The sequence below is a fragment of the Ferranicluibacter rubi genome (genome assembly GCF_011603255.1).
Classification (GTDB): domain Bacteria; phylum Pseudomonadota; class Alphaproteobacteria; order Rhizobiales; family Rhizobiaceae; genus Ferranicluibacter; species Ferranicluibacter rubi.
This window is the reverse complement of record NZ_JAANCM010000001.1, coordinates 185723-210213: the sequence shown is the minus strand read 5'-3', so window position 1 is coordinate 210213 and position 24491 is coordinate 185723. Positions and strand designations below refer to the sequence as shown.

General features: G+C 61.2%; 25 protein-coding genes. All 25 read left to right on the top strand.

Annotation, left to right across the window (positions count from 1 at the left end):
* Position 1 precedes the first annotated feature (1 nt).
* The 25 genes from G8E10_RS00980 to G8E10_RS00860 all read left to right on the top strand — a co-directional run bounded on the left by G8E10_RS00980 (position 2) and on the right by G8E10_RS00860 (position 24251).
* Positions 2-1129: a flagellar basal body P-ring protein FlgI gene (locus G8E10_RS00980; RefSeq protein WP_167126076.1), complete on the top strand. Its 1128-nt coding sequence runs from the start codon at positions 2-4 to the stop codon at positions 1127-1129.
* Complete coding sequence (locus tag G8E10_RS00975; RefSeq protein ID WP_167126073.1) at positions 1126-1662, top strand: MotE family protein; 537 nt, start codon at positions 1126-1128, stop codon at positions 1660-1662. Before G8E10_RS00980 ends, G8E10_RS00975 begins: the two co-directional genes overlap by 4 nt.
* Positions 1659-2366 carry a flagellar basal body L-ring protein FlgH gene (gene flgH / locus G8E10_RS00970; protein WP_113149157.1) on the top strand — a complete coding sequence of 236 codons (708 nt, stop codon included), beginning with the start codon at positions 1659-1661 and terminating at the stop codon, positions 2364-2366. Before G8E10_RS00975 ends, flgH begins: the two co-directional genes overlap by 4 nt.
* Before the next feature lie 76 nt (positions 2367-2442).
* Positions 2443-3018 carry a flagellar basal body-associated FliL family protein gene (locus tag G8E10_RS00965; protein ID WP_110732953.1) on the top strand — a complete coding sequence of 192 codons (576 nt, stop codon included), beginning with the start codon at positions 2443-2445 and terminating at the stop codon, positions 3016-3018.
* Complete coding sequence (gene fliP, locus G8E10_RS00960; RefSeq protein ID WP_092932144.1) at positions 3015-3752, top strand: flagellar type III secretion system pore protein FliP; 738 nt, start codon at positions 3015-3017, stop codon at positions 3750-3752. Before G8E10_RS00965 ends, fliP begins: the two co-directional genes overlap by 4 nt.
* Before the next feature lie 310 nt (positions 3753-4062).
* Positions 4063-4977: a flagellin N-terminal helical domain-containing protein gene (locus G8E10_RS00955; RefSeq protein ID WP_132711432.1), complete on the top strand. Its 915-nt coding sequence runs from the start codon at positions 4063-4065 to the stop codon at positions 4975-4977.
* A 266-nt stretch (positions 4978-5243) separates the two neighbouring features.
* The gene (locus tag G8E10_RS00950) at positions 5244-6161 is read left to right on the top strand and encodes a flagellin N-terminal helical domain-containing protein (RefSeq protein ID WP_132711430.1); all 918 of its coding nucleotides are present in this window, start codon (positions 5244-5246) and stop codon (positions 6159-6161) included.
* A 304-nt stretch (positions 6162-6465) separates the two neighbouring features.
* Positions 6466-7434: a flagellin N-terminal helical domain-containing protein gene (locus G8E10_RS00945; protein WP_110800021.1), complete on the top strand. Its 969-nt coding sequence runs from the start codon at positions 6466-6468 to the stop codon at positions 7432-7434.
* A 447-nt stretch (positions 7435-7881) separates the two neighbouring features.
* Positions 7882-8535 carry a hypothetical protein gene (locus G8E10_RS00940; protein ID WP_132663857.1) on the top strand — a complete coding sequence of 218 codons (654 nt, stop codon included), beginning with the start codon at positions 7882-7884 and terminating at the stop codon, positions 8533-8535.
* Positions 8532-9710 carry a flagellar motor protein MotB gene (locus G8E10_RS00935; protein ID WP_167126070.1) on the top strand — a complete coding sequence of 393 codons (1179 nt, stop codon included), beginning with the start codon at positions 8532-8534 and terminating at the stop codon, positions 9708-9710. Before G8E10_RS00940 ends, G8E10_RS00935 begins: the two co-directional genes overlap by 4 nt.
* A 3-nt stretch (positions 9711-9713) precedes the next feature.
* Complete coding sequence (gene motC, locus G8E10_RS00930) at positions 9714-11030, top strand: chemotaxis protein MotC (RefSeq protein WP_167126067.1); 1317 nt, start codon at positions 9714-9716, stop codon at positions 11028-11030.
* A 953-nt stretch (positions 11031-11983) separates the two neighbouring features.
* Positions 11984-13078 (top strand): flagellar hook-length control protein FliK, encoded by a 1095-nt coding sequence (fliK, locus tag G8E10_RS26210; protein ID WP_343289616.1) that lies wholly within the window; start codon positions 11984-11986, stop codon positions 13076-13078.
* A 7-nt stretch (positions 13079-13085) separates the two neighbouring features.
* Positions 13086-13604, top strand: coding sequence for a transglycosylase SLT domain-containing protein (locus G8E10_RS00920; RefSeq protein ID WP_132446228.1), 519 nt, complete (start codon positions 13086-13088; stop codon positions 13602-13604).
* A gap of 293 nt (positions 13605-13897) precedes the next feature.
* A complete protein-coding gene (gene rem, locus G8E10_RS00915; RefSeq protein ID WP_092932161.1) occupies positions 13898-14569 on the top strand; it encodes a transcriptional activator Rem in 672 nt (223 codons plus the stop codon).
* A 229-nt stretch (positions 14570-14798) separates the two neighbouring features.
* The gene (locus G8E10_RS00910; protein ID WP_132446230.1) at positions 14799-16001 is read left to right on the top strand and encodes a flagellar hook protein FlgE; all 1203 of its coding nucleotides are present in this window, start codon (positions 14799-14801) and stop codon (positions 15999-16001) included.
* A gap of 23 nt (positions 16002-16024) precedes the next feature.
* Entirely contained in the window at positions 16025-17491 is a 1467-nt protein-coding gene (gene flgK, locus G8E10_RS00905) for a flagellar hook-associated protein FlgK (protein ID WP_110800015.1), read from the top strand.
* 1 nt (position 17492) lies between these two features.
* Positions 17493-18590, top strand: coding sequence for a flagellar hook-associated family protein (locus G8E10_RS00900; protein ID WP_110800014.1), 1098 nt, complete (start codon positions 17493-17495; stop codon positions 18588-18590).
* Between the two features lie 37 nt (positions 18591-18627).
* Positions 18628-18975, top strand: a complete 348-nt coding sequence (flaF, locus tag G8E10_RS00895) for a flagellar biosynthesis regulator FlaF (RefSeq protein WP_110726959.1) — start codon at positions 18628-18630, stop codon at positions 18973-18975.
* Positions 18972-19421, top strand: coding sequence for a flagellar biosynthesis repressor FlbT (gene flbT / locus G8E10_RS00890; RefSeq protein WP_092932171.1), 450 nt, complete (start codon positions 18972-18974; stop codon positions 19419-19421). The genes flaF and flbT overlap by 4 nt, the downstream gene beginning before the upstream one ends.
* On the top strand, positions 19412-19834 hold the full coding sequence (flgD, locus tag G8E10_RS00885; RefSeq protein ID WP_110800013.1) for a flagellar hook assembly protein FlgD: 423 nt from the start codon (positions 19412-19414) through the stop codon (positions 19832-19834). The genes flbT and flgD overlap by 10 nt, the downstream gene beginning before the upstream one ends.
* Positions 19835-19885: 51 nt before the next feature.
* Positions 19886-20152, top strand: a complete 267-nt coding sequence (fliQ, locus tag G8E10_RS00880; protein ID WP_062595080.1) for a flagellar biosynthesis protein FliQ — start codon at positions 19886-19888, stop codon at positions 20150-20152.
* Positions 20153-20301: 149 nt separating this feature from the next.
* Positions 20302-22389, top strand: a complete 2088-nt coding sequence (gene flhA, locus G8E10_RS00875) for a flagellar biosynthesis protein FlhA (protein ID WP_110800145.1) — start codon at positions 20302-20304, stop codon at positions 22387-22389.
* The gene (gene fliR / locus G8E10_RS00870; protein WP_110800012.1) at positions 22386-23138 is read left to right on the top strand and encodes a flagellar biosynthetic protein FliR; all 753 of its coding nucleotides are present in this window, start codon (positions 22386-22388) and stop codon (positions 23136-23138) included. Before flhA ends, fliR begins: the two co-directional genes overlap by 4 nt.
* Positions 23139-23140: 2 nt before the next feature.
* Complete coding sequence (locus tag G8E10_RS00865) at positions 23141-23557, top strand: hypothetical protein (protein ID WP_092932179.1); 417 nt, start codon at positions 23141-23143, stop codon at positions 23555-23557.
* 118 nt (positions 23558-23675) lie between these two features.
* Complete coding sequence (locus G8E10_RS00860; protein ID WP_167126064.1) at positions 23676-24251, top strand: rod-binding protein; 576 nt, start codon at positions 23676-23678, stop codon at positions 24249-24251.
* Positions 24252-24491 lie beyond the last annotated feature (240 nt).

The window sequence follows — 24491 nt, the reverse complement described above, 5'->3', positions numbered from 1 at the left end:
CATGGCACGGCGCCTCATCGCGGTGGTTGCGGCGCTGGCTCTCAGCCTGCCGCTCAACCTCACCCTCGGCGTCGATACCGCATTCGCCGCAGCCCGCATCAAGGATGTGGCCTCGCTGCAGTCGGGCCGCGACAACCAGCTGATCGGCTACGGCCTCGTGGTCGGCCTGCAGGGCACGGGCGACAGCCTGCGCTCCTCGCCCTTCACCGAGCAGTCGTTGCGTGCCATGCTGCAGAACCTCGGCATCTCCACGCAGGGCGGCGAATCCCGGTCGAAGAATATCGCGGCCGTGCTTGTCACCGCCAACCTGCCACCGTTCGCAAGCCCCGGCAGCCGTATCGACGTGACCGTAGGGTCGCTCGGCGACAGCACCTCGCTGCGCGGCGGCACGCTGGTCATGACGTCTCTGTCGGGTGCCGACGGACAGATCTACGCGGTGGCCCAGGGGTCCGTCGTCGTCACCGGCTTCAGCGCCGAAGGCGATGCCGCGACGTTGCAGCAGGGCATCACGACGGCCGGCCGCGTGCCGAACGGCGCCATCATCGAGCGCGAGCTGCCGGCGAAGTTCAAGGACGGGGTCAATCTCGTTCTCCAGCTCCGCAATCCCGACTTCTCCACCGCCGTCGGCATGGCCGCGGCCATCAACCGTTATGGGCGCGGACAGTTCGGCGGCCAGATCGCCGAAGCTCGCGACAGCCAGACCGTGGTCATCGACAAGCCCAAGATGGCCGATCTCGCCCGCCTGATGGCGGATGTCGAAAATCTCGTCATCGAGACGGATGTCCCCGCCCGGGTCGTCGTCAACGAGCGGACCGGCACGATCGTCATCGGGCAGGACGTGCAGATCTCGCCGGTGGCGGTGAGCTTCGGCACGCTGACGGTGCAGGTCACCGAAACGCCGACGGTCGTCCAGCCCGAACCCTTCTCGCGCGGAGAAACCGCCGTCGAGCCGAACACGCGGATCGACGCTACCGAGGCCGGCGGTAAGGTCGCCATCCTCAACGGATCCAATCTGCGCACGCTCGTCTCGGGCCTGAATTCGATCGGCGTGAAGCCGGACGGCATCATTTCCATTCTCCAGGGCATCAAATCGGCCGGTGCCCTCCAGGCGGAGCTCGTTCTGCAATGACCGCAACACACACGCTTTCCCCACGCCTGCGCCAGCTTCTTATCGGTGCTGCAGCCACGCTCGTCCTGACGATCCCGGGCGCCTTCGCCCAGGAGGTCGCCGCACCGTCCGGCACGGGTGCCCCCCAGGGCGGCGAGATTCAGCAATTTTGCACCAACATTGCGGATGCCGCCCGCGACCAGCGCTACCTCCTGCAAAAGCAGCAGATCGAACAGTTGCAGGCGGGCGTCGACGAGCGCATCGCGCTTCTGGAAAAGAAGCGTGCGGAATACGAGGACTGGCGCAAGCGTCGCGACGAATTCCTGAAGCAGGCCGAGCTCAACCTCGTCGATATCTACAAGACCATGAAGCCGGACGCAGCGGCGAGCAAGCTCACTCTGGTCCGCTCGGAAATCGCCGCCGCCGTCATCATGAAGCTGCCGCCCCGCCAGTCGAGCCTCATCCTCAGCGAGATGAGCGATGAAAAGGCGGCCATTCTGACCAACATCATTTCCAGTGCCGCCGATCCGAACACATCGAAGGAACCGTCATGAACATTCGCCTTTCGGCCGCTCTGGCTGCAAGTCTTCTGACCGGTTGCCAGTCGTCGCTGCACGACGTCGGTCGTGCCCCGGCCATGAGCCCGATCGGCAGCGGCCTGCAATATACGCAGACGCCGCAGCTCGCGATGTATCCCAAGGAGCCGCACCAGGTGGCGAGCGGATACTCCCTGTGGAGCGACCAGCAATCGGCGCTCTTCAAGGACGCCCGCGCCATGAAGATCGGCGACATCATCACCGTCGATATCCGCATCGACGACAAGGCGAGCTTCGACAACAAGACCGACCGCAAGCGCACCAACGACAGCGGCTACAATGTCGGCGCTGCCGGCAATTCCCAGACGAGCGATTTCGCCTGGAAGGGCAATCTCGATTACGGTTCCAACACCTCGACGAAGGGGGAGGGGACGACGGAGCGCTCCGAAAAGCTCGTCCTTCTCGTTGCCGCGGTGGTCACCGGGGTGCTGGAGAACGGCAACCTGCTGATCAGCGGTTCGCAGGAGGTCCGGGTCAACCACGAACTCCGCATCCTCAACGTTGCCGGTATCGTCCGGCCGCAGGACGTCGATGCGAAGAACATGATCTCCTACGACAAGATCGCCGAGGCCCGCATCTCCTATGGCGGCCGTGGTCGCCTGACGGAAGTGCAGCAGCCGCCCTGGGGGCAGCAGGTCATGGACATCATATCGCCGCTCTGATCGCCGCTGCGCAGACCCGCAAGGGTGGGCAGGAAGCGGATCGGACGGACATCTGGAAGGCACAAGCGAGGCTCTGATGGACGAGATCGAAGGCGGCGCACCGCCGAAAAAGAAAAGCGGCATGGTCATGACCATCGCGGCGATCGCCATCGTCTCGGTGCTCGGCGCCGGCGGGGGCTGGTTCCTCGGGGGCATGCTGGCGCCCGAACCGCTGACCTCGGACGAGGCGCGGGTACTGGAAGAGGCAAAGGCTACCATCAAGGCCCGGGAAGCGGCGGAGGCGGCCAACGAGGCAGCTCCGGCGGGCGGCGAGCATGGCAAGGCCAAGAAGGAAGACGAGGAAGGTCTCCCGAAGGCCTCGACGGAGGCCAATGGCGTTCTCCAGCTCGACCCGATCACCACCAACCTGTCCTATCCCACGGAAAACTGGATCCGGCTGGAACTGGCGCTCCTTTTCAAGGGCACACCCGACGTCGCCATGGCGCAGCAGATCCACGAGGATGTCGCCGCTTATCTGCGCACCGTCTCCCTCCAGCAGATCGAGGGCCCCCGCGGGTTTCAGTATCTGAAGGACGATATCCAGGAACGGGTTGACCTGCGCTCCGAAGGGCGCGTAACGAATGTGATCTTCAGAACATTCGTGGTCCAATGATTCGTCTGGTCGCATTCATAGCCGCCATGGTTGCCATGACGGGGATCGCAGGGGCCCAAGGGTTTCCCTCCCAGATCTTCAACCAGCCGATCGACGGCTCCGCGGCCTCGTGGATCATCCGCACGTTCGGGCTCCTGACGATCCTGTCGGTTGCGCCCGGCATCCTCATCATGGTCACGAGCTTCCCGCGCTTCGTCATCGCTTTTGCGATCCTGCGCACCGGCATGGGCCTTGCGACCACGCCGTCGAACATGATCATGGTCAGCCTCGCGCTGTTCATGACCTTCTACGTCATGGCGCCCACCTTCGACCGTGCCTGGCGCGAGGGCGTCGATCCGCTGATCCAGAACCAGATCACCGAGACCGAAGCGCTCACCCGCATCAGCGAGCCCTTCCGCGAGTTCATGCTGGCCAATACCCGCGACCGGGACCTTCAGCTCTTCGTCGATATTGCCCAGGAAAAAAACCAGACCGTGGTCGTGGATGGCCGCGTCGATCTGCGTGCCGTCATCCCCGCCTTCATGATCTCCGAGATCCGGCGTGGTTTCGAGATCGGCTTCCTGATCATGCTGCCCTTTCTCGTCATCGATCTGATCGTGGCGACCATCACGATGGCGATGGGCATGATGATGCTGCCGCCGACCTCCATTTCCTTGCCCTTCAAGATTCTCTTCTTCGTCCTGATCGACGGCTGGAACCTGCTCGTGGGCAGTTTGGTGCGCTCGTTTAACTGACCTTTGCGGCGTGGTTAACCAAGTATTGCGCAGCACGGTATATTTAGTCTTAATGGCTTTTTCAAATACCTGTTTTCATTGATTAATTTTCCGGAGCCGCGTCGTTTTGTGGCCCGTCGAACCCGTGCCCCAAAAAGGTGGATTTAAGCAAATCGCAAGCTTTGACTGCGATATTCACCCTACATGACGGGTTTGGTTCTCCTGAGGAATAACAGGTACCGAGTGGCATGATGCCGAACCGTTATCACCGGTAAGTTAGTCCGGTATGTCCCTAAGTTTTTTGTTTTTTGTACCTTAGAGGGACAGTCTAATGACGAGCATCAATACCAACGTTTCTGCAATGGCAGCACTCTCCACGCTGCGCACGATCAACAACGACATGGAGTCGACGCAGTCGCGCATCTCCTCCGGCCTCAAGGTCGGCCAGGCTTCCGACAACGCCGCTTACTGGTCGATCTCCACGACCATCAAGTCGGACAACAAGGCGCTTGCAACCGTACAGGACGCCCTCGGCCTCGGCGCTGCTAAGACCGACGTCGCCTACACGGCCATGGACGCTTCCATCAAGGTCGTCGACGAAATCAAGGCCAAGCTGGTCGCTGCCAGCGAGCCGGGTGTCGACAAGGCCAAGGTTCAGAAGGACATCTCGGAACTCCAGAACCAGCTGAAGTCGATCTCCAAGTCGGCCGCCTTCTCCGGCGAAAACTGGGTTCAGGGCACTGCAGGCGCGACGAAGAGCATTGTCGGCGGCTTCAACCGTGACTCGAGCAACGCCGTCAGCCTGACGACGCTGGATTTCGACACGACGAAGAGCCTCCTGGTCGAAGTCGACGCAAGCGGGGTCCCCGCTGTTGGTGGTACTGCAGGAAAGTTGACGACCGACATCGCCGGGCTTGCTACAGCCAAGAGCGTCCTGACACTGGATATCTCGACGCTGGATACGTCCGAACTTAAGCTCGCGATTTCCGGCGTGGACAAGGTCCTGCAGGGCATGACCGATGCCGGCGCCGATCTCGGCGCTCTTAACAAGCGTATCACGTTGCAGACGGACTTCGTCAGCGACCTGACGGCATCCTTCACGAAGGGCGTTGGCCGCCTTGTCGACGCCGACATGAACGAAGAATCGACCCGCCTCAAGGCTCTGCAGACGCAGCAGCAGCTCGGTATCCAGTCGCTCTCGATCGCCAACTCCGACGCACAGAACATCCTGTCGCTCTTCCGTTAATCGAAGCGGAAGGCCTGTAAGGGTCTGGACAAAACGAAAAATAGAAAAGGCCGCGTCTCGCAGGAGGCGCGGCCTTTTCTGTCGTCTGATTCGATTTTTTTTCCGCTTTAGCTGTTCCTTAACCCTGATGGTGTTTTCTGTGGTCATCGAAACAGCGGGTTAACCAAGAGATTTAACACGTTAGCAGGCATGAAGCTGGCTGCTGTTTCCCGGTAAAGGCCGGAATGTCCCTTCCATATTTTCCTGTTCAAGAGGGGCAGATTACAATGACGAGCATTCTGACAAATTCTTCCGCAATGGCGGCACTCTCCACGCTGCGCCAGATCGGCTCAGACATGGAGACGACACAGGGTCGCGTTTCCTCCGGCCTCAAGGTCGGCGTCGCCGCCGATAACGCCGCATACTGGTCGATCGCAACGACCATGAAGTCCGACAACAAGGCACTCGGAACCGTCCAGGACGCGCTTGGCCTGGGCGCTGCAAAGACCGACGTCGCCTATACGGCGATGGACTCTTCGATCAAGGTCGTCGATGAAATCAAGGCCAAGCTGGTCGCTGCCAGCGAGCCGGGCGTCGATAAGGGCAAGGTTCAGAAGGAAATCACCGAGCTCCAGAACCAGCTGAAGTCGATCTCGAAGTCTGCCGCCTTCTCCGGCGAGAACTGGGTTCAGGGCACCGCAGGCGCAGTGAAAAGCGTTGTTGGCGGCTTCAACCGAGACAGCGCCAACAATGTCAGCTTGACCACGCTGGACTTTGACACGACGAAGAGCATCCTGATCGAGGTTGACGGAACGACGGGTCTGCCTGCTGCCGGTGGCACTGTTGGAAAGCTAACGACCGACATTGCCGGACTGGCCGTACCCAAGAGCGTTTTGACGCTCGATATCTCGACGCTGGACACTGCGGAACTGAAGCTTGCCATTTCCGGTGTCGATAACGTTCTCCAGGACATGACCGATGCCGGCGCCGACCTCGGCGCTCTCAACAAGCGTATCGACATGCAGGCCGATTTCGTCAACGATCTCAGCTCGTCCTTCGAAAAGGGCATCGGCCGTCTGGTCGACGCCGACATGAACGAAGAATCGACCCGCCTCAAGGCCCTGCAGACTCAGCAGCAGCTCGGCGTACAGTCGCTCTCGATCGCCAACTCCAACTCGGAAAACATCCTCTCGCTCTTCCGTTAAGAGACCAAGGATACGGCGCTCCGGCGTCGTTCGATCCGACCAGGCAAAAGCCGCTCTCGCAAGAGGGCGGCTTTTTTCGTTGTCGAACAGGGACTTAACGAATTCGTCATCTTCGTTTAAATCTGTTCATGAAGATTGACGCACCGGCGCGTCATTTAAACCTTTGTTAACCATAACGGGATTAAATCATTCTTAACACGACGAGCTGCCGATCGGGTAAATTGGGCAGTGTGCATGACGCCGTTTCGTCGCAGCAGGCTTTCAGCCGCATGTCCCCGACGTTTTGACAAAAGGGCAAACCCCAATGACCAGCATCATGACCAATGCCGCCGCAATGGCGGCTCTGCAGACCCTGCGGACGATCAATACCTCGATGGAAGAAACGCAGGCGCGTGTCTCCTCGGGCTACCGCGTCGAAACTGCAGCCGACAATGCCGCCTATTGGTCCATCGCAACGACCATGCGCTCGGACAACATGGCGCTTTCGACCGTACAGGACGCGCTGGGCCTCGGCGCCGCCAAGGTCGATACCTCCTATTCGGCCATGAGCTCCTCGATCGACGTCATCAGCGAGATCCAGTCGAAGCTCGTCGCGGCCAGCGAGCCGGGCGTCGACAAGTCCAAGATCAACAAGGAAATTACCGAGCTGAAGAACCAGCTCGCCGCCGCCTCGCAGTCCGCCTCGTTCTCCGGCGAAAACTGGCTTTACAACGCCAATACGGCCGCTGTCGGCGTCAAGTCGATCGTTGGTTCCTTCAACCGCTCGTCGGATGGCTCGGTTTCCGTCACGACGCTCGACTACGATACAGCCACGTCGATCATGATCGACCTGAAAGATCCGTCGCGCGGTCAGTTGACCAAGGACATCACGGTCGATCAGCCGGACGGTCTGGGCGGAACGACGTCAGCCACCTACCACCTGATCGCTGCACAGGGCGGCGTCGCTGCGCCTGGCACAGTGATCGAACTGAAGACCTCGACGACGCCGCAGGAAATTGCGGGGATGCTTTCCGCGGTCAATTCGATCCTGTCCGGCCTGACGGACGCGGCCTCGACGCTCGGCGCCATCACCAAGCGCATCGACCTGCAGGAAGGCTTCGTCGCCAACCTGATCGACGTGATCGACAAGGGCGTCGGCCGTCTGGTGGATGCCGACATGAACGAGGAATCGACCCGCCTGAAGGCGCTGCAGACGCAGCAGCAGCTCGGCGTCCAGTCTCTCTCGATCGCCAACACCAATTCCGAAAACATCCTGCGCCTCTTCCAGCAGTAAGCCGAGACAAGGCCTCCCTTCGCGGGGAGGCTGTCATTCGCCGGAGCCGCGGTCATCGGCTTCGGTGGATCGGTTGGACCGCGCTATTGCCCGAGCGCGGTCCAACACCCTTCAACCCTCGCACAAGTTTGACCCGCTAGTCTCCTCTCGCAGCCCCGTCTCTGGCCGTGCCCTTTTCAGGCGCGCGGTCGAGGCAGAAGATCCCGCTTGTCGCGGGAAGGGGCCGCCGGTGCATCCTGTCCTTGCACTGCCGCTTGCAGCCTTCCGGATCCCGTTCCGCCTGTCTGCTCAACGAGATGTCCGGGCTCTGCTGACACGGCACGGGCCCAGAAGGAGACGGTCGGACGTGCCCATGACCCGTTGTTTCGGCCCCGAAAGCCTGTTGTTCCCAGCCTGCACCGCCACCATGCGCACCGATGCGCAGCGGCCGATGCCGGAGATGCAACGATGACGGCGCCGCTTTCCCGATATCTCAAGGATTTCAGCGCGCCCAAGGTGGACCTGACGCGCGTGCCCAAGACGTATTTCCACGAACTCGAAGAGCCGATCTCCCGCGATACGCGCCCGGTCGCGAAGCAGCCGCCGGAGCCGGTCATCGATATCGAGGCCGAACGCCAGAGCGCCTATGGCCGCGGCCGCGAGCATGCCGAAATGGAAATGCGCGCCCGCCACCAAGCCGAGATCGCCGCCTTGCGGGCCGAACATGAAGCCGAGTGCGAGACGATTCGTGAACGACTGGAAAACGAGGCCGCCGCGATGATCCATCAACGCTTCAGCGAGATCGGCTCGCTGCTCGCCGACATGATCTCCGAGCAGACGGCCCAGGTTCTCGCGCCGATCCTGCAGGAGCAGCTGACCGAAAAGGCCATCGAGTCGCTCGCCATCGCGATCCGGCATTCCGTCGATGGCGATGCTGTGAAGATCACCGTGCGCGGCCCGTCCCGGATGTTCCAGGCGCTCGAGGCGCGTCTCTCCGACACGGAGGTGACCTTCCGCCACGTCGAAACGGACGACATCGACCTCTCCGCCGAATTCGGCGATTCGATTCTGATGACCCGGCTATCGGCCTGGGCTGATACCGTGCGGAAAGTGATAGCATGAGCGAGAGCAACAGCCATCACGGCAAGAATGAAATCATCATCATCAAGCGGCATGCCCCTGCCCATGGCGGCAGCCATGGGGGCGCCTGGAAGATCGCCTATGCCGACTTCATGACCGCCATGATGGCATTCTTCCTGGTTATGTGGCTGATCAACGCCTCTAACCCGAAGACCAAGGCCGCCATCGCCTCCTACTTCAATCCGGTCCAGCTGACCCAGCAGGAACCGGCGGAAAAGGGCGTCAAGGCGCCGGCGAAAGACGCAAAGGGCGAGGAGACGCAGTCGCGATCCAAGGTCGATGGCGACCAGCCGAAAAGCGGCGGATCGGCCAAGACCGGCGAGGATGAAGCTGCGACATCGGGCGAGGAAACCAAATATTCCGACGCCGATTTCTTCGAGAATCCCTATTCCGTGCTGTCCGAGATCGCCAACGAGGTCGGCCGCGAAACCAATATCAGCTCGAAAGGGGACGGCGGAGCCTCGACCTCCGGCCCGGCAACGGGTGCCGAGGGCGGAGAAGCCTATCGCGATCCCTTCGATCCGGATTTCTGGACGAAGCAGGTCGAACTGAAGAAGATCGCCGACGCCGGTTCGAGTGCCGCCGACAAGGCGGGCAACGGTGCTGCGGAGAATATCAGCGACGGCAAGAGCGATGCCATGGCGGCTGCGAACGATCCCGCAACCCCGAAGGCCGCGCCGTCTGTTGCCGAGACCAAGGCTGCGACGGATCTGAAGGAGGCCATCGAGAAGGAGATCGGCGCCGCCGCCGGCAAGCTTGCCGAAGGCCTCATCGTGACGCCGACCGAAGGCGGGCTGCTGGTCTCGATCAGCGAGCAGAGCGATACCCCGATGTTCGGCCTGGGTTCGGCCGTTCCGGAGCGCGCGACGGTTCTCGCTATGGAGAAGATCGGCAAGCTGCTCTCGACCCGGACCGGCGCGATCGCCATTCGCGGCCATACCGATGGGCGGCCGTTCAAGTCGGGTGGCTACGACAACTGGCGCCTGTCGGCCGATCGCGCGCAGAGCGCCTATTACATGCTGATCCACGGCGGCCTTGCCGAAAACCGCGTCAGCCAGATCAGCGGTTTTGCCGACCGGCGCCTGCAGGTTCCGACGGATCCGAACGCGGCTGCAAACCGGCGCATCGAGATCCTCGTCCAGACGAACCAGGGCTAGGCCATGAAGAAGGCTCTCCGCTCCGTTCTGCTCGGCGCATGCGCATCGCTCGTCTCGCTGTCGGCCGTTTACGCCGCAGGCAGCGAAGACGACAACCTGCCGCCCTACAAGATGATCCGCTCGCTGCAGCACGTTCAGGACAGCGTGGTGCATGGCGATCTCTCCTCGGCCGATATGCAGCAGTTCATGCTCGGTGCCATCGAAAAGCGCCTGATGACGGCCGATCGAAGCGTCTTTGCGGATCCCCGCAATGTGGACGCGGCGCTGATCTACGCCATGAGCGGGGGCAACCCGAAGACGCTCGCCTACCTAGCCAGTCGCGACATCGACGGCAATTTCGACAATCGCGTCACCGATGCCCTGAGCCATTACCTGAACGGCAAGGGCGGTCTGATCGTGGAGATCATGTCGAAGACGATGGACGAGTACAAAAATGCGCCGATCGGACCGTATCTTTACCTCGTCTATGGCAATGCGGTCGCTCAACAGGATCCCGGCAAGGCTGTGAAAGCCTATGACTGGGCAAGACTTGTGGCACCGGGCACCAATATCGAGGAAGCAGCCCTGCGCCGTTCCCTCATGCTGACCACGCGTGCCGGCAATGTCGACCGGGCGCTGGCGTACTCGCTTGCCTATACCCGCCGCTTCATGACGTCGCCTTATGCGGGCCAGTTCGCGGATATCTTCGTGGAGCTTGCGGTCGCCAATTACGGCGATGAAAAGCGCCAGAAGATCGAGGAGATCCTGTCTTTCATGGACAAGCCGCGCCAGCGCGAGATCTTCCTGCGGATTGCGCGGAACGCTGCCATTGCAGGGCTGAAGCCTCTGACGAAACTTGCCTCGGAACGCGCAGCGGCGCTATCCGCTGCGGCGGATATGGAGCCGAACGCTCTCGCCACGTTCTATTCCGGTCTCGTAAATGTGCCGTCGACCGGCATCCTCGACGCCGTCAAGACTATCGAAGCCATTCCCGATGCCGAACTTTCTGCGCGCGATCGCAGCTTGAGGGAGGCAGCCCAGGCCGTTGCACGGGAGGTGCTGCGTGCTCCGGTTGCGGATGTGCAGGCCAGTGCCGACAGTTCAGCACAAGCCAGCGCTGATATGCTGGCTGCACAAACGCCATCTCCCGAAGCCCTGTCGGGATCCGGCAGCAGCGACAGCCCCTTTGCAGCCCCCGCGACGCCAACGGCATCCGAGGCTGCGCCCGCCGAGCCCGAGACATCGGCTTTGACGGATATCGATCCGGCGCTGGCGACGTTTCTAACGAGCGGGAAGAGCAAGCTGGGCGAGATCGACGCGCTGCTGCGGGAGGATATGTAGACATGAGATCCCTTGATGACGCGCTGCCGGCAGCCAAAGCTGCCCGCGCGAATGTTTCTGCCGTCAAGAACCGCCCTGGCGAAGGCGAAGGCGGCGCAGCCTTTCGCAAGACGTTCGCCGATCTCGGGCACGCACGGGATACGAACGCGAAGACGCACGCGTCGGCCGGCCACACAAAGACTCAGCCGGATGAGCCGGCACAAATCACGACAACCGGTTCGTCTGCACACACCAGACAGGTCGGCAAGGCGGATGCTGTGCAAACGCGCACAGCCGAAGACTTTGCTTCGACATCGAAGGACGCTGAGGCAGAGTCTGACCAGACGCCACATGCATCTGTCGCTCACGGTGCAGGCGCATCGAAGGATAGGAATTCGGCTGTCTCGTCTGCGACTCCTGCCGGGAAGACCGACGCGCTCGCTCTCCTGTCTATCGTGACAGCACCGCAATCTCAGGACGCAGACGGCGAAGCAGCCGTTCCGCCATCCTCGTCCGACGAAGCGACAAGCGAAAGCCAGACGGCGCTCCCCAAGACGACACAGACGGTTGCGACCGCAACGCTTTCCGCCACCCTCGCGCTGAAAGCTATCAAGGCCGACCCAGAAGCAGATAGCGCCGGAACGGCTGCAGGTGCTGCGACAGTGCCGGCGGACGATGAGAAAAAGGTCAGAGCCGGTAAGAGCCCCAATACGGCAGAACCGAAAGTGGCAGCTCCGATTCTTGTCGAAAAGACGCTTGAGACACTGACGACGGCGGTCACATCCGAAACGGTGCAGAAGCCGGGATCCGACGCGCCTGCCACCGTGCGTGTGGCAAGGGCGCCCGCCGGGTCGACATCAACCGATGCACGGACAACGGCCGGGAACCAACCTCCCGCAGTGGTTGATTCAGACTCTCTTCCAGTCCTGGCGATACCTGCGCATCTTCAAGCTGTTGCCCCTGAAAAGATCGGCGTGACCAAGGCATCGGACGTTGTCGAGCCTGCTGCTGACAAGCTATCTCCGCACGTCGCAGCATCGTCTCTCGTGCGCCAGACAAAGCAGGTAGCGACCGAGACGACGCCGGAGCCTGCGGAGGATACCGCAGCAGCAGCACCCGCCCCAGAGATGGATATTCGCAGCCTCATGGCCATTCTCGGCCCGGTCACGGCACAGCCGGCGGTGGATGCGTCCGCCAAGGGGGAAAGCAGCGAGTCCGAGGTGAGAATGCCGGGCCTGAAGGTGACGGGCGACAGGGCAAGCATGCCCATGGCCTCAATGGCCGCAGCCGATTCATCGGCACTGCCGACATCGACGGATGGCACCGATCAGGTCTTCCGCTTCGCGCGGGCGGATGGCAAAGTGAGCCCGATCTCTCTGCGAGCGGATGCCGACCGGCCCGCTTCCACGGCATCGAACGATCAGGCGAACACCAAGACCGAGACCGTCATCGTGCTGGATGCCCGGCGCTATCTCGGCATCGCACCGACGCTTGGCAACCCGTTACCGATGACGGCCAACGCCCAGGCGGTTGCCGCCGCGATCACGGGCAATGGTGATCCGACGCAGGCGCTCCAGGCGAACACAGGTTCACAGGCCGCCACCGGCAAGGTGGTCAACACGCTCAAGATCCAGATGCACCCGATCGACCTCGGTCTCGTCACGGCCACGTTGCGCCTGCGCGACGACGAGTTGCAGATCGATCTTCGTGTTCAGACGGGCGACGCCTACCGGCAGCTCACCAACGATCAGGATGCGATGATCAAGGCGCTTCGCGCGCAGGGCTTCCAGGTCGATCAGGTCAATGTAATCTTCACCCCGTTGGACAGCGCCGGTGGAAATGACGGCTCGGGGCAACCGCAGAGCAACCAGCAGCAGCCGTCGCAGAACGGGCGGGACAGCCAGGGCGGCCTTGCGGCAGGCAATGGCGGAGAAGGCCGTAATGGCGGCGACGGCCGCGATGGCGCGGCGGGACAGCGGAGTGCAGATGACGGGCGGACCAGACAAGACACGCTTCGTGAAACGCCTGCGGCACCTCAGCCTGGCCTGTCTGACGAGCTTTATTTCTAGTGCTCCCATGGTCGCACACGCCGCATCCGGCTCGGATGCCGGCCTGTGCGAAAGCCAGATCGTCGCTGCAGCCGCCAAATACGGCATTCCCGAAGGCATCCTTTATTCGGTCGGACTGACGGAAACGGGCCGCAAGGGCTCGCTGCAGCCTTATGCCATGAACATCGATGGCAAGGCCGTGTTCGCGTCGAGCGCAAGCGAGGTGCTGCAGAGGTTCGAGACGGCTCGGGCAGGGGGTGCAAAGCTTATCGATCTCGGTTGTATGCAGATAAATTATCGCTACCATGGAGAGAATTTCACCTCACCCGAAGCGATGCTCGATCCGCGTGCAAACGTCGAATATGCCGCACGCTTCCTTGCAAATCTCCATGCCCGCCACGAGACCTGGACCATGGCCGTCGCGCGGTATCATGCCGGTCCGAACAACGATCCTGCCCAGAAGCGATATGTCTGCCGCGTGATCGCAAATCTGGTCGCGACAGGTTATGGAAAATGGACGCCGAACGCCGCGTCCTTCTGTCGTTGAATGTCCGTTAATAACAACCTATACGATTTTAAACCGATGATTTGTTGCAATGCACGTGCAGGTTCTTCGTTGCAAAAATAAGGCACGTGCAATGGCGATCATTAACACGCGTTAACCTTTCCACAGAATTAATAGTCGGTGTATCGAAATGAGCCACTACATCTTGATCAAATCGGTGCGGGGACCCTGAGCTAGTACCATTTCTACCCACCAAAAGCCTCTAATTGTGACGAGGCGCCACGATTCGTACCAATGACGTATTGGAAAACACCATACTGATTCGGAGCGGACGAATGATCGTAGTGGTTGATGAACGTGAACTTGTAAAAGATGGATACACCTCTCTCTTCGGACGGGAAGGCGTACCCTCCACCGGGTTTGATCCCAAGGAATTCGGCGACTGGGTCTCCACCGCCGCCGACAGCGATATCGATGCTGTCGAGGTGTTCCTGATCGGCCAGGGCGAACGGGCCATGACGCTTCCCCGCGCCATCCGTGATCGTTCCACAGCCCCGGTCATCGCCATCAGCGATACGCCGTCGCTGGAAGCCACGCTCGCCTTCTTCGACTGCGGAGTCGATGACGTCGTGCGCAAGCCGGTCCATCCCCGCGAGATCCTCGCCCGTGCAGCGGCCATCCGCCGCCGCCTCAAGTCCCTGTCCAACTACACCGATATCGGTGCGATCCGCGTCTTCTCGGACGGTCGCGATCCCGAGATCGAAGGCGATACCTTCGCCTTGCCGCGCCGCGAGCGCCGCATCCTGGAATATCTGGTCGCCAACCGCGGCCGTCGCGTCTCCAAGTCGCAGATCTTCAACGCGATCTATGGCATCTTCGACGAAGACGTCGAAGAGAACGTCGTCGAGAGCCACATCAGCAAGCTGCGCAAGAAGCTGCGCAAGAAGCTTGGCTTCGATCCGATCGATAGCAAACGCTTCCTGGGCTACTGCATCGACTGGAGCTGAGCCTCCAACGTCTACCCCGGTTTCCAAAGGAGCCATGGGGTCTTTCGAAAGCGAACGACGAGGGTTCGCAATCGGGAGACGCCATGGCTCCTTTTCATTTCAGACGGCTGATTTTCCTCAGGAAATTTCGTTCGATCCTTCGTCTCTTCAGCCGGGATGGGCAGCCTGAACAGGTTCACGCAAGGCTTGCTTCCTAGTGTCGCCAAGACGAACGAAACGAGGATTGGACATGAGTCTCTTTGGAATGATGCAGACCGGCGGTTCCGGCATGAACGCACAGGCCAACCGCCTTAGCACCGTCGCGGAGAACATCGCGAATGCCAGCACCACTGGCTACAAGCGCTCATCGACGGAGTTTTCCTCGTTGATCCTGCCAGCCACGGGTGGAAGCTACAATTCCGGTGGTGTCGAGACGAAGGTTCGCCGCAGCATCGAGAACGAAGGCGCCACGGTCACGACGACCTCCGGCTCCGACCTGCGGATCAACGGCGAGGGCTTCTTCGTCGTATCGGACGCGACCGGCAGCCCTTTCATGACCCGCGCCGGCGCCTTTACCAAAAACGAAGACGGCAACCTGATCAATTCGGGTGGTTACGCCCTTCAGGGTTATGCCTATGTCAATGGCCAAGCGCCGACGGCTGTCGCCAACAGCTTCGACGGTCTGACGAACATCAATCTCTCGTCCGGGGGCCTGACGGCAACGGGCACGACGGTTGCAGCCTTCGGTGCAAACCTGGACTCACGGACGACGGCAGGTGCTGATGCATCCACGACCTCGTTGAGCGTCTACGACACGCAGGGCAATGCGCGCGTCCTTGATATTTCCTACACGAAGAGCGGGACCAACGCCTGGAACGTCGCCGTGACGGATCGCGCCAGCGGTGACTCGCTTGGTACGACCACGATGGCCTTCGGAGAAGACGGCAGCCTGACGACGTCGCCGGTCACGGTCACGACGGCCGAGAAGACGTATGCTGGCGCCAAGCTCAACGAGATCACGATCGATCTGTCCAAGACGACCCAGCTGGGTTCCGCCTTTACGCCGGTCCCCGGAAACAAGGACGGGAACGCGCCGAGCGCCGTTGCCGGCTTCGAGATCGACAAGGAAGGTATCGTTTACGTCCGATACGCAAACAACGATCTGGATCCCCGCTATCGCCTGGCCCTCGCAACGGTCCAGAGCGTCAACAACCTCGAGCCGCAGACCGGCAACGTCTACCTGGCAGGGGCCTCCTCCGGCGAGGTTTCCGTCGGGTACGCAGGTACCGGCCAGTTCGGCGGGGTTCAGGATAACGCTCTTGAAGGCTCCAACGTCGATATCGCTGACGAACTGACGGCGATGATCGAATCCCAGCGCAGCTACACGGCAAATTCCAAGGTCTTCCAGACAGGCGCCGACCTTCTGGACGTCCTGGTCAACCTCAAGCGCTGATCTAGAAAAGGACGGGCTCCGTCATGTCTCTCGCTTCTGCCATTACCACGGCTCAGACGATCTTCAGCAATACCGGCAAGCAAACGGCCATCGTATCGCAGAACATCGCGAATGTCGGCAGTGCCGACTACTCGCGTCGTCTCGCCATGATGGGCGTAGACAACGACGGACAGCCTTATCTCAAGGTGCAGCGCGCCCAGAACGACGCGCTGTTCAAGCAGACCGTTGCCAGCATCTCGGACGATGCGGGGCAGTCGAGGCTGTTGTTCGGTCTCCAGCAGATACAGTCCGCCTTTGGCGGCGCGGATTATCCGACGTCGCCATCGACCTACATGACTGCGTTCCGCAGCAGCCTCCAGACGTTTGCCGCGTCGCCCAGCAGCATTACGATCGCCAGATCCGCCGTGGCGGACGCGCGAGACGTTGCAAACGCTTTGAACTCCGCCTCCACAGTCGTCGATCAGGTCAAGGCGACGACGGACAAGGAGATCGGCGAGCAGGTCGTGCAGCTCAACGAATATCTCTCGGCCTTCGAGAAGGTGAACTATACCGTCATCGGAATGCTGGCCAATGGCAAGGATGCGAGCGATGCGCTCGACAAGCGGGACTCGCTCCTGAAGTCGATTGCCGGCATCGTTGGCATCTCGACCACCATGCGCCAGAGCATGGATACCGTCATCTATACGAGCGATGGCAGCGTGCTCTTCGAGACGTCGGCACGCAAGGTCGAACTGGTCGGCAAGGACGGGTCTTCGTCTCCGCCGTTTCATGTGGAGATCGACAATGAAGAGCTGAAGCCCGGCACCGGTGGCAATACCACCGCGCAGGGAACGCTCGCGGCTCTCTTTCAGCTGCGCGACGATATCGCACCCATGATGCAGAACCAGCTGGACGAGATCGCCCGCGGTCTCATCGTCTCCTTCCGCGAGACGGACCAGACGATACCGGAGGAAAACCGGGAGCCGGGAGTGCCGGGTCTGTTCATCGACTCGAGCAGCACGGACATGCCGACGGCAGGCACGATATCCACAGGTCTCGCCGGACGCATCAAGATCAACGCTGCGGTCGATGACAATCCCATGCTGCTGCGGGACGGCGGTTTCAACAACACGTCCACCTCAACGAACTACACCTACAACAGAGACAGTGTTGCGGCCTATACCGGTCGCCTCGACGGTCTCATCGAACAGATGGGAACGCCGCAGGCGTTCGACGCCACGGCGGATATCGGCGGAACCGCAACCGTCATGGGCTATGCCTCCAACTCGATCGGCTGGATCGAGCAGCTGCGCAAGGCGGCAACGTCTGCCGACGAGACCAAGGGCGCCATGGTGGCGCAGATGCAGCAGACTCTGAGCAACGAAACCGGCGTCAGTCTCGACGAGGAATTGTCGCTGATGCTCGATCTCGAGCAGTCCTACAAGGCGTCGGCAAAGCTGTTGACCACGGTGGACGAGATGCTCAAATCCCTGCTGGACATGGTGAGATAAGATGAAGACGTCATTCATTTCCAATCTGGCGGTCCAAAACGCACTGCGGCTCAGCGTCCAGCGCGGCCAGTCTGAAGTCGTCAAGCTCCAGCAGGAAGTAACGACCGGCATTCATGCCGATCCGGGTGCGGCTCTTGGTTCCAGCGCGGCGCGGCTTGTCAGCCTGAAGGACGAGCTGCAGCGCCTGACCAACATTAAGGACACGAACGCACTCGTAACCCAGCGTCTCTCGACATCGCAGCTTGCCGTCGAATCGATGCGCAAGGCGGGCGAGGAAATGAACACCACGCTGGTGGGTAGCATGGGCGTCGACGACGCCTCGCGGCTTGGCAACACGAAGACGGCGCTCACCTCGACGTTCAACGCGTTCTTCGTGGCGGCAAACTCGCAGTCAAACGGAGAATACCTTCTTTCCGGTCTTAATTCCGACGCCAGGCCGCTGACGCCTTATGCAGAGAACGCGGCCGCCAAGCAAACTTTTGCCGATGCGTTCGAAAGCTTCAAGCTGGAGAACAACAGCAATCCCGCCAACGCGACGATCACGGGCTACCGCGACCTTTCCGCCGATCAGATGAAGGACTTCATCGATCGCAAGATCGTGCCGCTCTACGTGGGCGATACGAGCGCCGGTGAAAAGGCGGTCCCCGATCAGTGGATGACGGATTGGTCGCAGGCCTCGGACAAGAATGTCCAGAGCCGCATTTCCGGATCCGAAGTCGTATCGACGACGACGAACGCCAACGAGGCGGGTGTCCGTAAGATGGTGCTGGCCTCCATGATCGCCGACCAGCTGCTGACCGAGGATCTCTCCAGCCAGGCGCGCCAGGTCGTCAACCAGACGGCGCAGAACTATACCCAGCAGGCGATTTCCGGCTTGATCAGCATGGGAAGCGATCTCGGCACGTCCGAGGGGCGCGTCGGCAAGGCCAATGCGTTGCTGGACTCCCAGACGAAGCTGCTCACCACCCATGTCAGCGACCTCGAGGGTGTCGATCCCTATGAGGCGACCACGCGGATGAAGGCCCTGATGACGCAGATCGAGACGTCTTACACGCTCACGTCGCGAATGCAGCAGTTGAGCTTGATCAATTTCCTCTGATGCGAAGAGGCCTTAGACAAACATGAGGGATGTCTGAATGTATCAGTTTTCGTATGCCGAGATCATGGAGGACGGCGTTGCCGACTCCAAGGATCGTGAGCGACAAGTCCTCGACCGTTCGATAGCACTTCTCGCATCTGCCAGCCTGCAGAAGGGGTACTCCCGAGAAGCAATCGAAGCGGTCTACTACACGCGGCGCCTCTGGATCCGTTTCATCGAGGATCTGCGCGCGCCCGACAATCAGCTGAACGAAGAGCTGCGTGCCAATCTCATCTCCATCGCCATCTGGATTCTGAGCGAAACCGAGAAGATCCGCAAACGCGAATCCTCGAACTTCCAGGGCATCATCGACATCACAACCATCATCAGGGATGGACTGAAATGAAAAGCACACTGCGTATCTCGCTGAAGTCGGGCGAACGGATCTTTGTGAATGGCGCCGTTCTGCGGGTCGATCGCAAGGTGGCGGTCGAATTCCTGAACGATGTCACCTTCCTACTCGAAAACCACGTCCTCCAGCCGGAGGACGCGACCACCCCGTTGCGTCAGCTCTATTTCATCGCCCAGATGATCCTGATCAATCCGGAAGGTGCCGAGCAGTCGACCATCATGTTCCGCAAGTCGATCGTCATGCTGCTGAATTGCTTCAAGAACGACGAGATTCTGTCTGAACTGAAGCGCGTCGACGGTCTCGTCATGCAGGGTCGTGCCTTCGACGCCCTGAAGGCGATCCGCGGTCTCTACCCGATCGAGGACAAGATCCTCAACGCCCAGGAAATGGCGCCGGCGATGATCGAACACATTCGCAAGGAGATTGCACCATGGCGGTAGCTATTCCGGTCGGCGCTGCGGCAGCGACCACCACGACGACGAACACCACGGCCAAGGACGCGGCAACCGCGTCCACCAAGGCCAGCCTCAACTATGACAGCTTCTTGAAGCTGCTCGTCGCCCAGATGAAGAATCAGGATCCGACGCAGCCGATGGATAGCACCCAGCAGATCTCCCAGCTCGCGACCTTCTCCCAGGTCGAGCAGACCATCCAGACGAACACCAATCTGGAAAGCCTGCTGCAGCGTACCTCGCTCTCGGAAGCCAATGCCGTCATCGGCAAGACGGTGACGAGCGCGGACGGCAAGACGACTGGCGTGGTCAAGGAGGTCACGCTATACTCCGACGGAATCGTTGCGCTTCTCGAAAACGGCACCAAGCTTCCCATCGGTCCTGGGGTTTCGGTAAAGTAGCGGTCTCGGTCCAGGAATTGGTCCGATCCTCCGTGGTGAAGTGATACTGCAATGAATGAGGCCGACGCTCTCGACATGGTTCAGACGGCAATGTGGACGGTGGTCGTGGCATCGGGCCCGCCCGTTCTCGCCGCCATGATCGTCGGCCTCGTCGTCGCCCTGATCCAGGCGCTGACGCAGGTTCAGGAAATGACGCTGACCTTCGTTCCGAAGATCCTGGCGGTCCTCGTGACCGTCGCCATCGCCGCGCCGTTCATCGGCTCGCAGGTCTCGATCTTCACCGACATCGTCTTCTCCCGCATCCAGACCGGCTTCTGATCCCTCTTCGGGATCACGCAAGGCATCGATGGCGCCGTCCGTTTCGCGTCGCCAGCCATCCCCGCGCAAGCTTGGACACCTAGAACTGTCGGCATATGGGGCGACAGGTATGAATGTCGCCCGCCTCTCATGACGAGACGGACATTCCGATGGCACAACCTCCTGCAATAGTAATCCCCAAGATCGCCCCGAATGGGCGCGATGTCGGCTTCGCGCTCGGCATCGTCGCGATCCTGTCGATCCTCTTCCTGCCGATCCCGCCCTTCCTGATCGACATGGGTCTGGCCTTCTCTATCGCCTTCTCCATCCTCATCCTGATGGTGTCGCTCTGGATCCAGCGGCCGCTCGATTTCTCGTCCTTCCCGGTTATTCTGCTGATCTCGACCATGATCCGCCTCGCGCTGAACATCGCGACGACGCGCGTTATTCTCTCGCACGGGCACCAGGGGCACGATGCGGCCGGCGGCGTCATTGCGGGCTTCGCCGAACTCGTCATGGGCGGCGACTTCGTCATCGGTCTGATCGTCTTCCTTATCCTGATCACGGTGAACTTCATCGTCATTACCAAGGGTGCCACGCGTATCGCGGAAGTCGGCGCCCGCTTCACCCTCGATGCCATTCCCGGCAAGCAGATGTCGATCGACGCCGACCTGTCGGCGGGCCTGATCAACGAGAAGGAAGCGCAGCATCGCCGGCGCGAGCTGGAGGAGGAAAGCTCCTTCTTCGGCTCCATGGACGGTGCCTCGAAGTTCGTGCGCGGCGATGCGGTCGCCGGCCTTCTCATCACCGGCATCAACGTGTTCGGCGGCATCATCATCGGCTATTTCCGCCACGGCATGTCGATCGGCGAAGCGGCGGACGTGTTCGTCAAGCTATCGGTCGGCGACGGTCTGGTCTCGCAGATCCCGGCCCTGATCGTCTCGCTGGCCGCCGGCCTTCTCGTGTCGCGCGGCGGCACCTCGGGCTCCACCGACCAGGCGGTCGTCGGCCAGCTCAGCAACTATCCCCGCGCACTGATGGTGGCGGCGGGCCTTTTGGCCATGCTCTCCATCATCCCTGGTCTGCCCTTCATTCCCTTCGCCACGCTCGGTGTCGGCATGGCCGCCATAGCCTATATCATCCCGCGCCGTGCTGCAGCCGCAAGTCAGCTGAAGCGCGAACAGGATCTGCAGACGGCAGCCCAGGTCAAGGACAGCGAGAAGGACAGCGTCAAGTCCGTCCTCAAGACCGCGGAAATCGAGCTGCTGCTCGGCAAGCAGGTCTCGACCCGCCTGCTCGGCGCCCATCAGGAACTCGCCTTCCGCGTTGGCAAGATGCGCCGCAAATTCGCCAGCCAGTACGGGCTCATCGTTCCCGAGATCAAGGTCTCCGACGACATCGCCGTGCCGGACAAGGCCTACCATATCCGCGTCCACGGCACGACGATCGCGTCGAATACGGTGCGTGTCGGCGAAGTCATCGTCGTCACTGGCGGTGGCCGTCGTCCGACGGTTCCCGGCGACGATATCCGCGAGCCCGCCTTCGGCATGCCCGCCGTCTCGATCCTCGAAACCTTCACCGAAGACCTCAAGCGTGAGGGCTTCCACCCGATCGACAACGTCTCCGTCGTGCTGACGCACCTGTCGGAAGTCATCCGCAACAACCTGCCGCAGCTGCTGTCCTACAAGGACGTCAAGATCCTCATCGAGCGTCTCGATCCGGAATATCGCAAGCTCGCAGACGAGATCTGCACCTCGCACATGTCATATTCGGGCCTGCAGGCCGTGCTGAAGCTGCTGCTTGCCGAGCGCGTCTCGATCCGCAACCTGCACTTGATCCTCGAAGCGGTCGCCGAACTCGCCCCGCATGTCCGCAAGACCGAGCATATCGTCGAGCACGTCCGCGTCCGCATGTCGCAGCAGCTCTGCGGCGATCTCTCCGACAACGGCACGCTGCGCGTGCTGCGCCTCGGAAACAAATGGGACATGGTGTTCCACCAGGCGCTGAAGCGCGACGCCAAGGGCGATATCGTCGAGTTCGACATCGATCCGCGCCACCTCGAGGAATTCAGCGAGGAGGCGACCCGCGTCATCCGCGAACATCTCGACCGCGGCATGCCGTTCGTACTGGTATCTTCGCCCGAATCCCGCTCTTATGTCCGCATGATCATCGAACGCCTGTTTGCCACGCTGCCGGTCCTCAGCCATGTCGAGCTCGCAAAGGGGCTCGAGATCAAGATCATCGGCTCCATTTCATGATAACAGACCCGGAAGGCACGGTGCTGGCGCTGTTTGCGGCGTTCTGCCGTATCGGCGCCTGCATCATGGTCATGCCGGGTTTCTCGTCGGCCCGCGTCTCGGTCCAGATCCGCCTCTTCACGGCGGTCGCGATCTCTATGGCGATCCTGCCGCTGATGTGGAACGACATCTATCCGCAGATCTCCGGCAAGGGTCACACCTATATCTATATCATCACCACCGAGATCGTCATCGGCAGCGTGATCGGCCTCATCGCCCGCTTCTACGCGCTCGGCCTCCAGTTCGTCGGCACCGTGCTCACCATGATGATCGGTTTCACCGCGCCGCCGGCCAGTGACGTGCTGGAAGACTCCTCGGAAAACCAGGTGACGAACATGATCTCCTTTGCCGGGCTCATGGTGCTCTTCATGCTCGATTTCCATCATGTGATCTTCGAGTCGATCTTCGACAGCTACAGGGTCATGCCGCTCGGCGTCGGATTCGATCCGCAGGGCATCCTGATCACGATGACCAATGCGCTGGAAATGACCTTCATGATCATGCTGCGCCTGTCGAGCCCGTTCATCATCTATGGCCTGCTCTTCAACGTGGCGCTCGGCATGGTCAACAAGCTGGCGCCGCAGATGCCGCTCTACTTCATCTCCGCGCCCTACCTCATCATGGGCGGGTTGTTCCTTCTCTATCTGGGCATCGCCGCCATGCTGCGGCTGTTCGCCGATGGCTTCGCCGTCGTCATGCAGGGAATATAGACATGGCCGGAAACCGCTCCGACAAGCTGAAGCGCCTCGTCGCCGTCCAGCGCCATCTCGAACAGATGGCGGAAAACGAGCTTTCCGAAACCGCCCGCCAGCGCCGCGAACTCGCGACCACGATCGACGTCGTGGCCGACGCCATGGGCTCGGCGAAGCCTCTCCACGCCATGTTTTCCGGCCACTACGCGTCGCAACTCGGTCGCCTCGCCCAGAAGGACCAGATGCTTGAGGGTATCCAGCAGGTGCATGAAGCGCGCGTGCTCAAGGAGCGGGCGAAGGGCGACCGGCTGGCCGAGCATATGAAGGATGCCCGTGCGCTCGAAGAGCGCGCCGAGGCGGATGATGCCATCTACGATCTCATCGACCAGCACGTCATGCATGGCGCGCCAGCTTCCGGTAAGCTTGACCACTCATAGTGGCCCCGGTCGGCAGGATGCGACGGTCTCGTTTCATCCAGCCAAATATCTGATTTTCATCGCGGATTTTCAGCCTCTCTCAGCGGGCTGCAGGCTGCATGACGAAGGAAGCACCCGGATGGCCATTTCTCCTCCGACCGATCTGGTGATGGATGTCCTGCGCGCGGCCGATCCGACGCAGGTCAAAGAGGCGCAGGCGCGTCTGCAGTCCAACCGGGCCGCCTTCCGCGCGTCGAGCCTTGCGGAGACCGGCAATGGTTTTGCCAACACGGTCGCGATCCTCAACCAGAACCAGGGCGGTTCCGGCCTGGGGAATATCGACAACCGCGCCGAGCCGAAGAAGGTGCCGGAAACCTATCGCAAGTTCGAGGCCATGGTGCTCCAGAACTTCGTCAAGTCGATGATGCCGAGCAACAGCGAGGACGTCTACGGCAAGGGCACGGCCGGCGACATGTGGAAGAGCATGATGGCCGAGCAGATCGGCAACGTCATGGCCAAGGGCGGCGGCGTCGGCATTGCCGCGAGCATGGTGGCCGATGGCGCCGGCGGCACGAGCATGACCAATCGCGTCAGCGCGCAGCTCGATGGCAACAGCGCCAACATGGCCCAAAGCATGGTGCAGGAATATCAGCGCAAGGCGCTGGACGGCTTCCGGGCGAGCGACGCACTGTCCTCGAAAGGCAGTGCGGAGTGATACGGCTTCCGGTTGATCAGACCGGAAACCGTATTCCGTCCAGTGAAAATCTGGCCTTCCGGCCAGAGATTTTCGATGGTTCTTGTTTCCGGTTCGCGGAACGCGATCAGCCGGAAACGGAATAAGAGGACGCCCGGCCCTGAGGGGGCCGGCGCAGCGACGCGGACCGGCTGCCGGCATCGTCCAGATGCTCCGGCCGCCGGCAGAGGTTCATGTTTCGCACGTGGCGTCACAGGGTTG

Excerpts from the sequence above, each read along its gene's own strand:
- G8E10_RS00980 (WP_167126076.1), top strand. The coding sequence starts at position 2 with ATGGCACGGCGCCTCATCGCGGTGGTTGCGGCGCTGGCTCTCAGCCTG.
- G8E10_RS00975 (WP_167126073.1), top strand. The coding sequence starts at position 1,126 with ATGACCGCAACACACACGCTTTCCCCACGCCTGCGCCAGCTTCTTATC.
- flgH (WP_113149157.1), top strand. The coding sequence starts at position 1,659 with ATGAACATTCGCCTTTCGGCCGCTCTGGCTGCAAGTCTTCTGACCGGT.
- G8E10_RS00965 (WP_110732953.1), top strand. The coding sequence starts at position 2,443 with ATGGACGAGATCGAAGGCGGCGCACCGCCGAAAAAGAAAAGCGGCATG.
- fliP (WP_092932144.1), top strand. The coding sequence starts at position 3,015 with ATGATTCGTCTGGTCGCATTCATAGCCGCCATGGTTGCCATGACGGGG.
- G8E10_RS00955 (WP_132711432.1), top strand. The coding sequence starts at position 4,063 with ATGACGAGCATCAATACCAACGTTTCTGCAATGGCAGCACTCTCCACG.
- G8E10_RS00950 (WP_132711430.1), top strand. The coding sequence starts at position 5,244 with ATGACGAGCATTCTGACAAATTCTTCCGCAATGGCGGCACTCTCCACG.
- G8E10_RS00945 (WP_110800021.1), top strand. The coding sequence starts at position 6,466 with ATGACCAGCATCATGACCAATGCCGCCGCAATGGCGGCTCTGCAGACC.
- G8E10_RS00940 (WP_132663857.1), top strand. The coding sequence starts at position 7,882 with ATGACGGCGCCGCTTTCCCGATATCTCAAGGATTTCAGCGCGCCCAAG.
- G8E10_RS00935 (WP_167126070.1), top strand. The coding sequence starts at position 8,532 with ATGAGCGAGAGCAACAGCCATCACGGCAAGAATGAAATCATCATCATC.
- motC (WP_167126067.1), top strand. The coding sequence starts at position 9,714 with ATGAAGAAGGCTCTCCGCTCCGTTCTGCTCGGCGCATGCGCATCGCTC.
- G8E10_RS00920 (WP_132446228.1), top strand. The coding sequence starts at position 13,086 with ATGGTCGCACACGCCGCATCCGGCTCGGATGCCGGCCTGTGCGAAAGC.
- rem (WP_092932161.1), top strand. The coding sequence starts at position 13,898 with ATGATCGTAGTGGTTGATGAACGTGAACTTGTAAAAGATGGATACACC.
- G8E10_RS00910 (WP_132446230.1), top strand. The coding sequence starts at position 14,799 with ATGAGTCTCTTTGGAATGATGCAGACCGGCGGTTCCGGCATGAACGCA.
- flgK (WP_110800015.1), top strand. The coding sequence starts at position 16,025 with ATGTCTCTCGCTTCTGCCATTACCACGGCTCAGACGATCTTCAGCAAT.
- G8E10_RS00900 (WP_110800014.1), top strand. The coding sequence starts at position 17,493 with ATGAAGACGTCATTCATTTCCAATCTGGCGGTCCAAAACGCACTGCGG.
- flaF (WP_110726959.1), top strand. The coding sequence starts at position 18,628 with ATGTATCAGTTTTCGTATGCCGAGATCATGGAGGACGGCGTTGCCGAC.
- flbT (WP_092932171.1), top strand. The coding sequence starts at position 18,972 with ATGAAAAGCACACTGCGTATCTCGCTGAAGTCGGGCGAACGGATCTTT.
- flgD (WP_110800013.1), top strand. The coding sequence starts at position 19,412 with ATGGCGGTAGCTATTCCGGTCGGCGCTGCGGCAGCGACCACCACGACG.
- fliQ (WP_062595080.1), top strand. The coding sequence starts at position 19,886 with ATGAATGAGGCCGACGCTCTCGACATGGTTCAGACGGCAATGTGGACG.
- flhA (WP_110800145.1), top strand. The coding sequence starts at position 20,302 with ATGGCACAACCTCCTGCAATAGTAATCCCCAAGATCGCCCCGAATGGG.
- fliR (WP_110800012.1), top strand. The coding sequence starts at position 22,386 with ATGATAACAGACCCGGAAGGCACGGTGCTGGCGCTGTTTGCGGCGTTC.
- G8E10_RS00865 (WP_092932179.1), top strand. The coding sequence starts at position 23,141 with ATGGCCGGAAACCGCTCCGACAAGCTGAAGCGCCTCGTCGCCGTCCAG.
- G8E10_RS00860 (WP_167126064.1), top strand. The coding sequence starts at position 23,676 with ATGGCCATTTCTCCTCCGACCGATCTGGTGATGGATGTCCTGCGCGCG.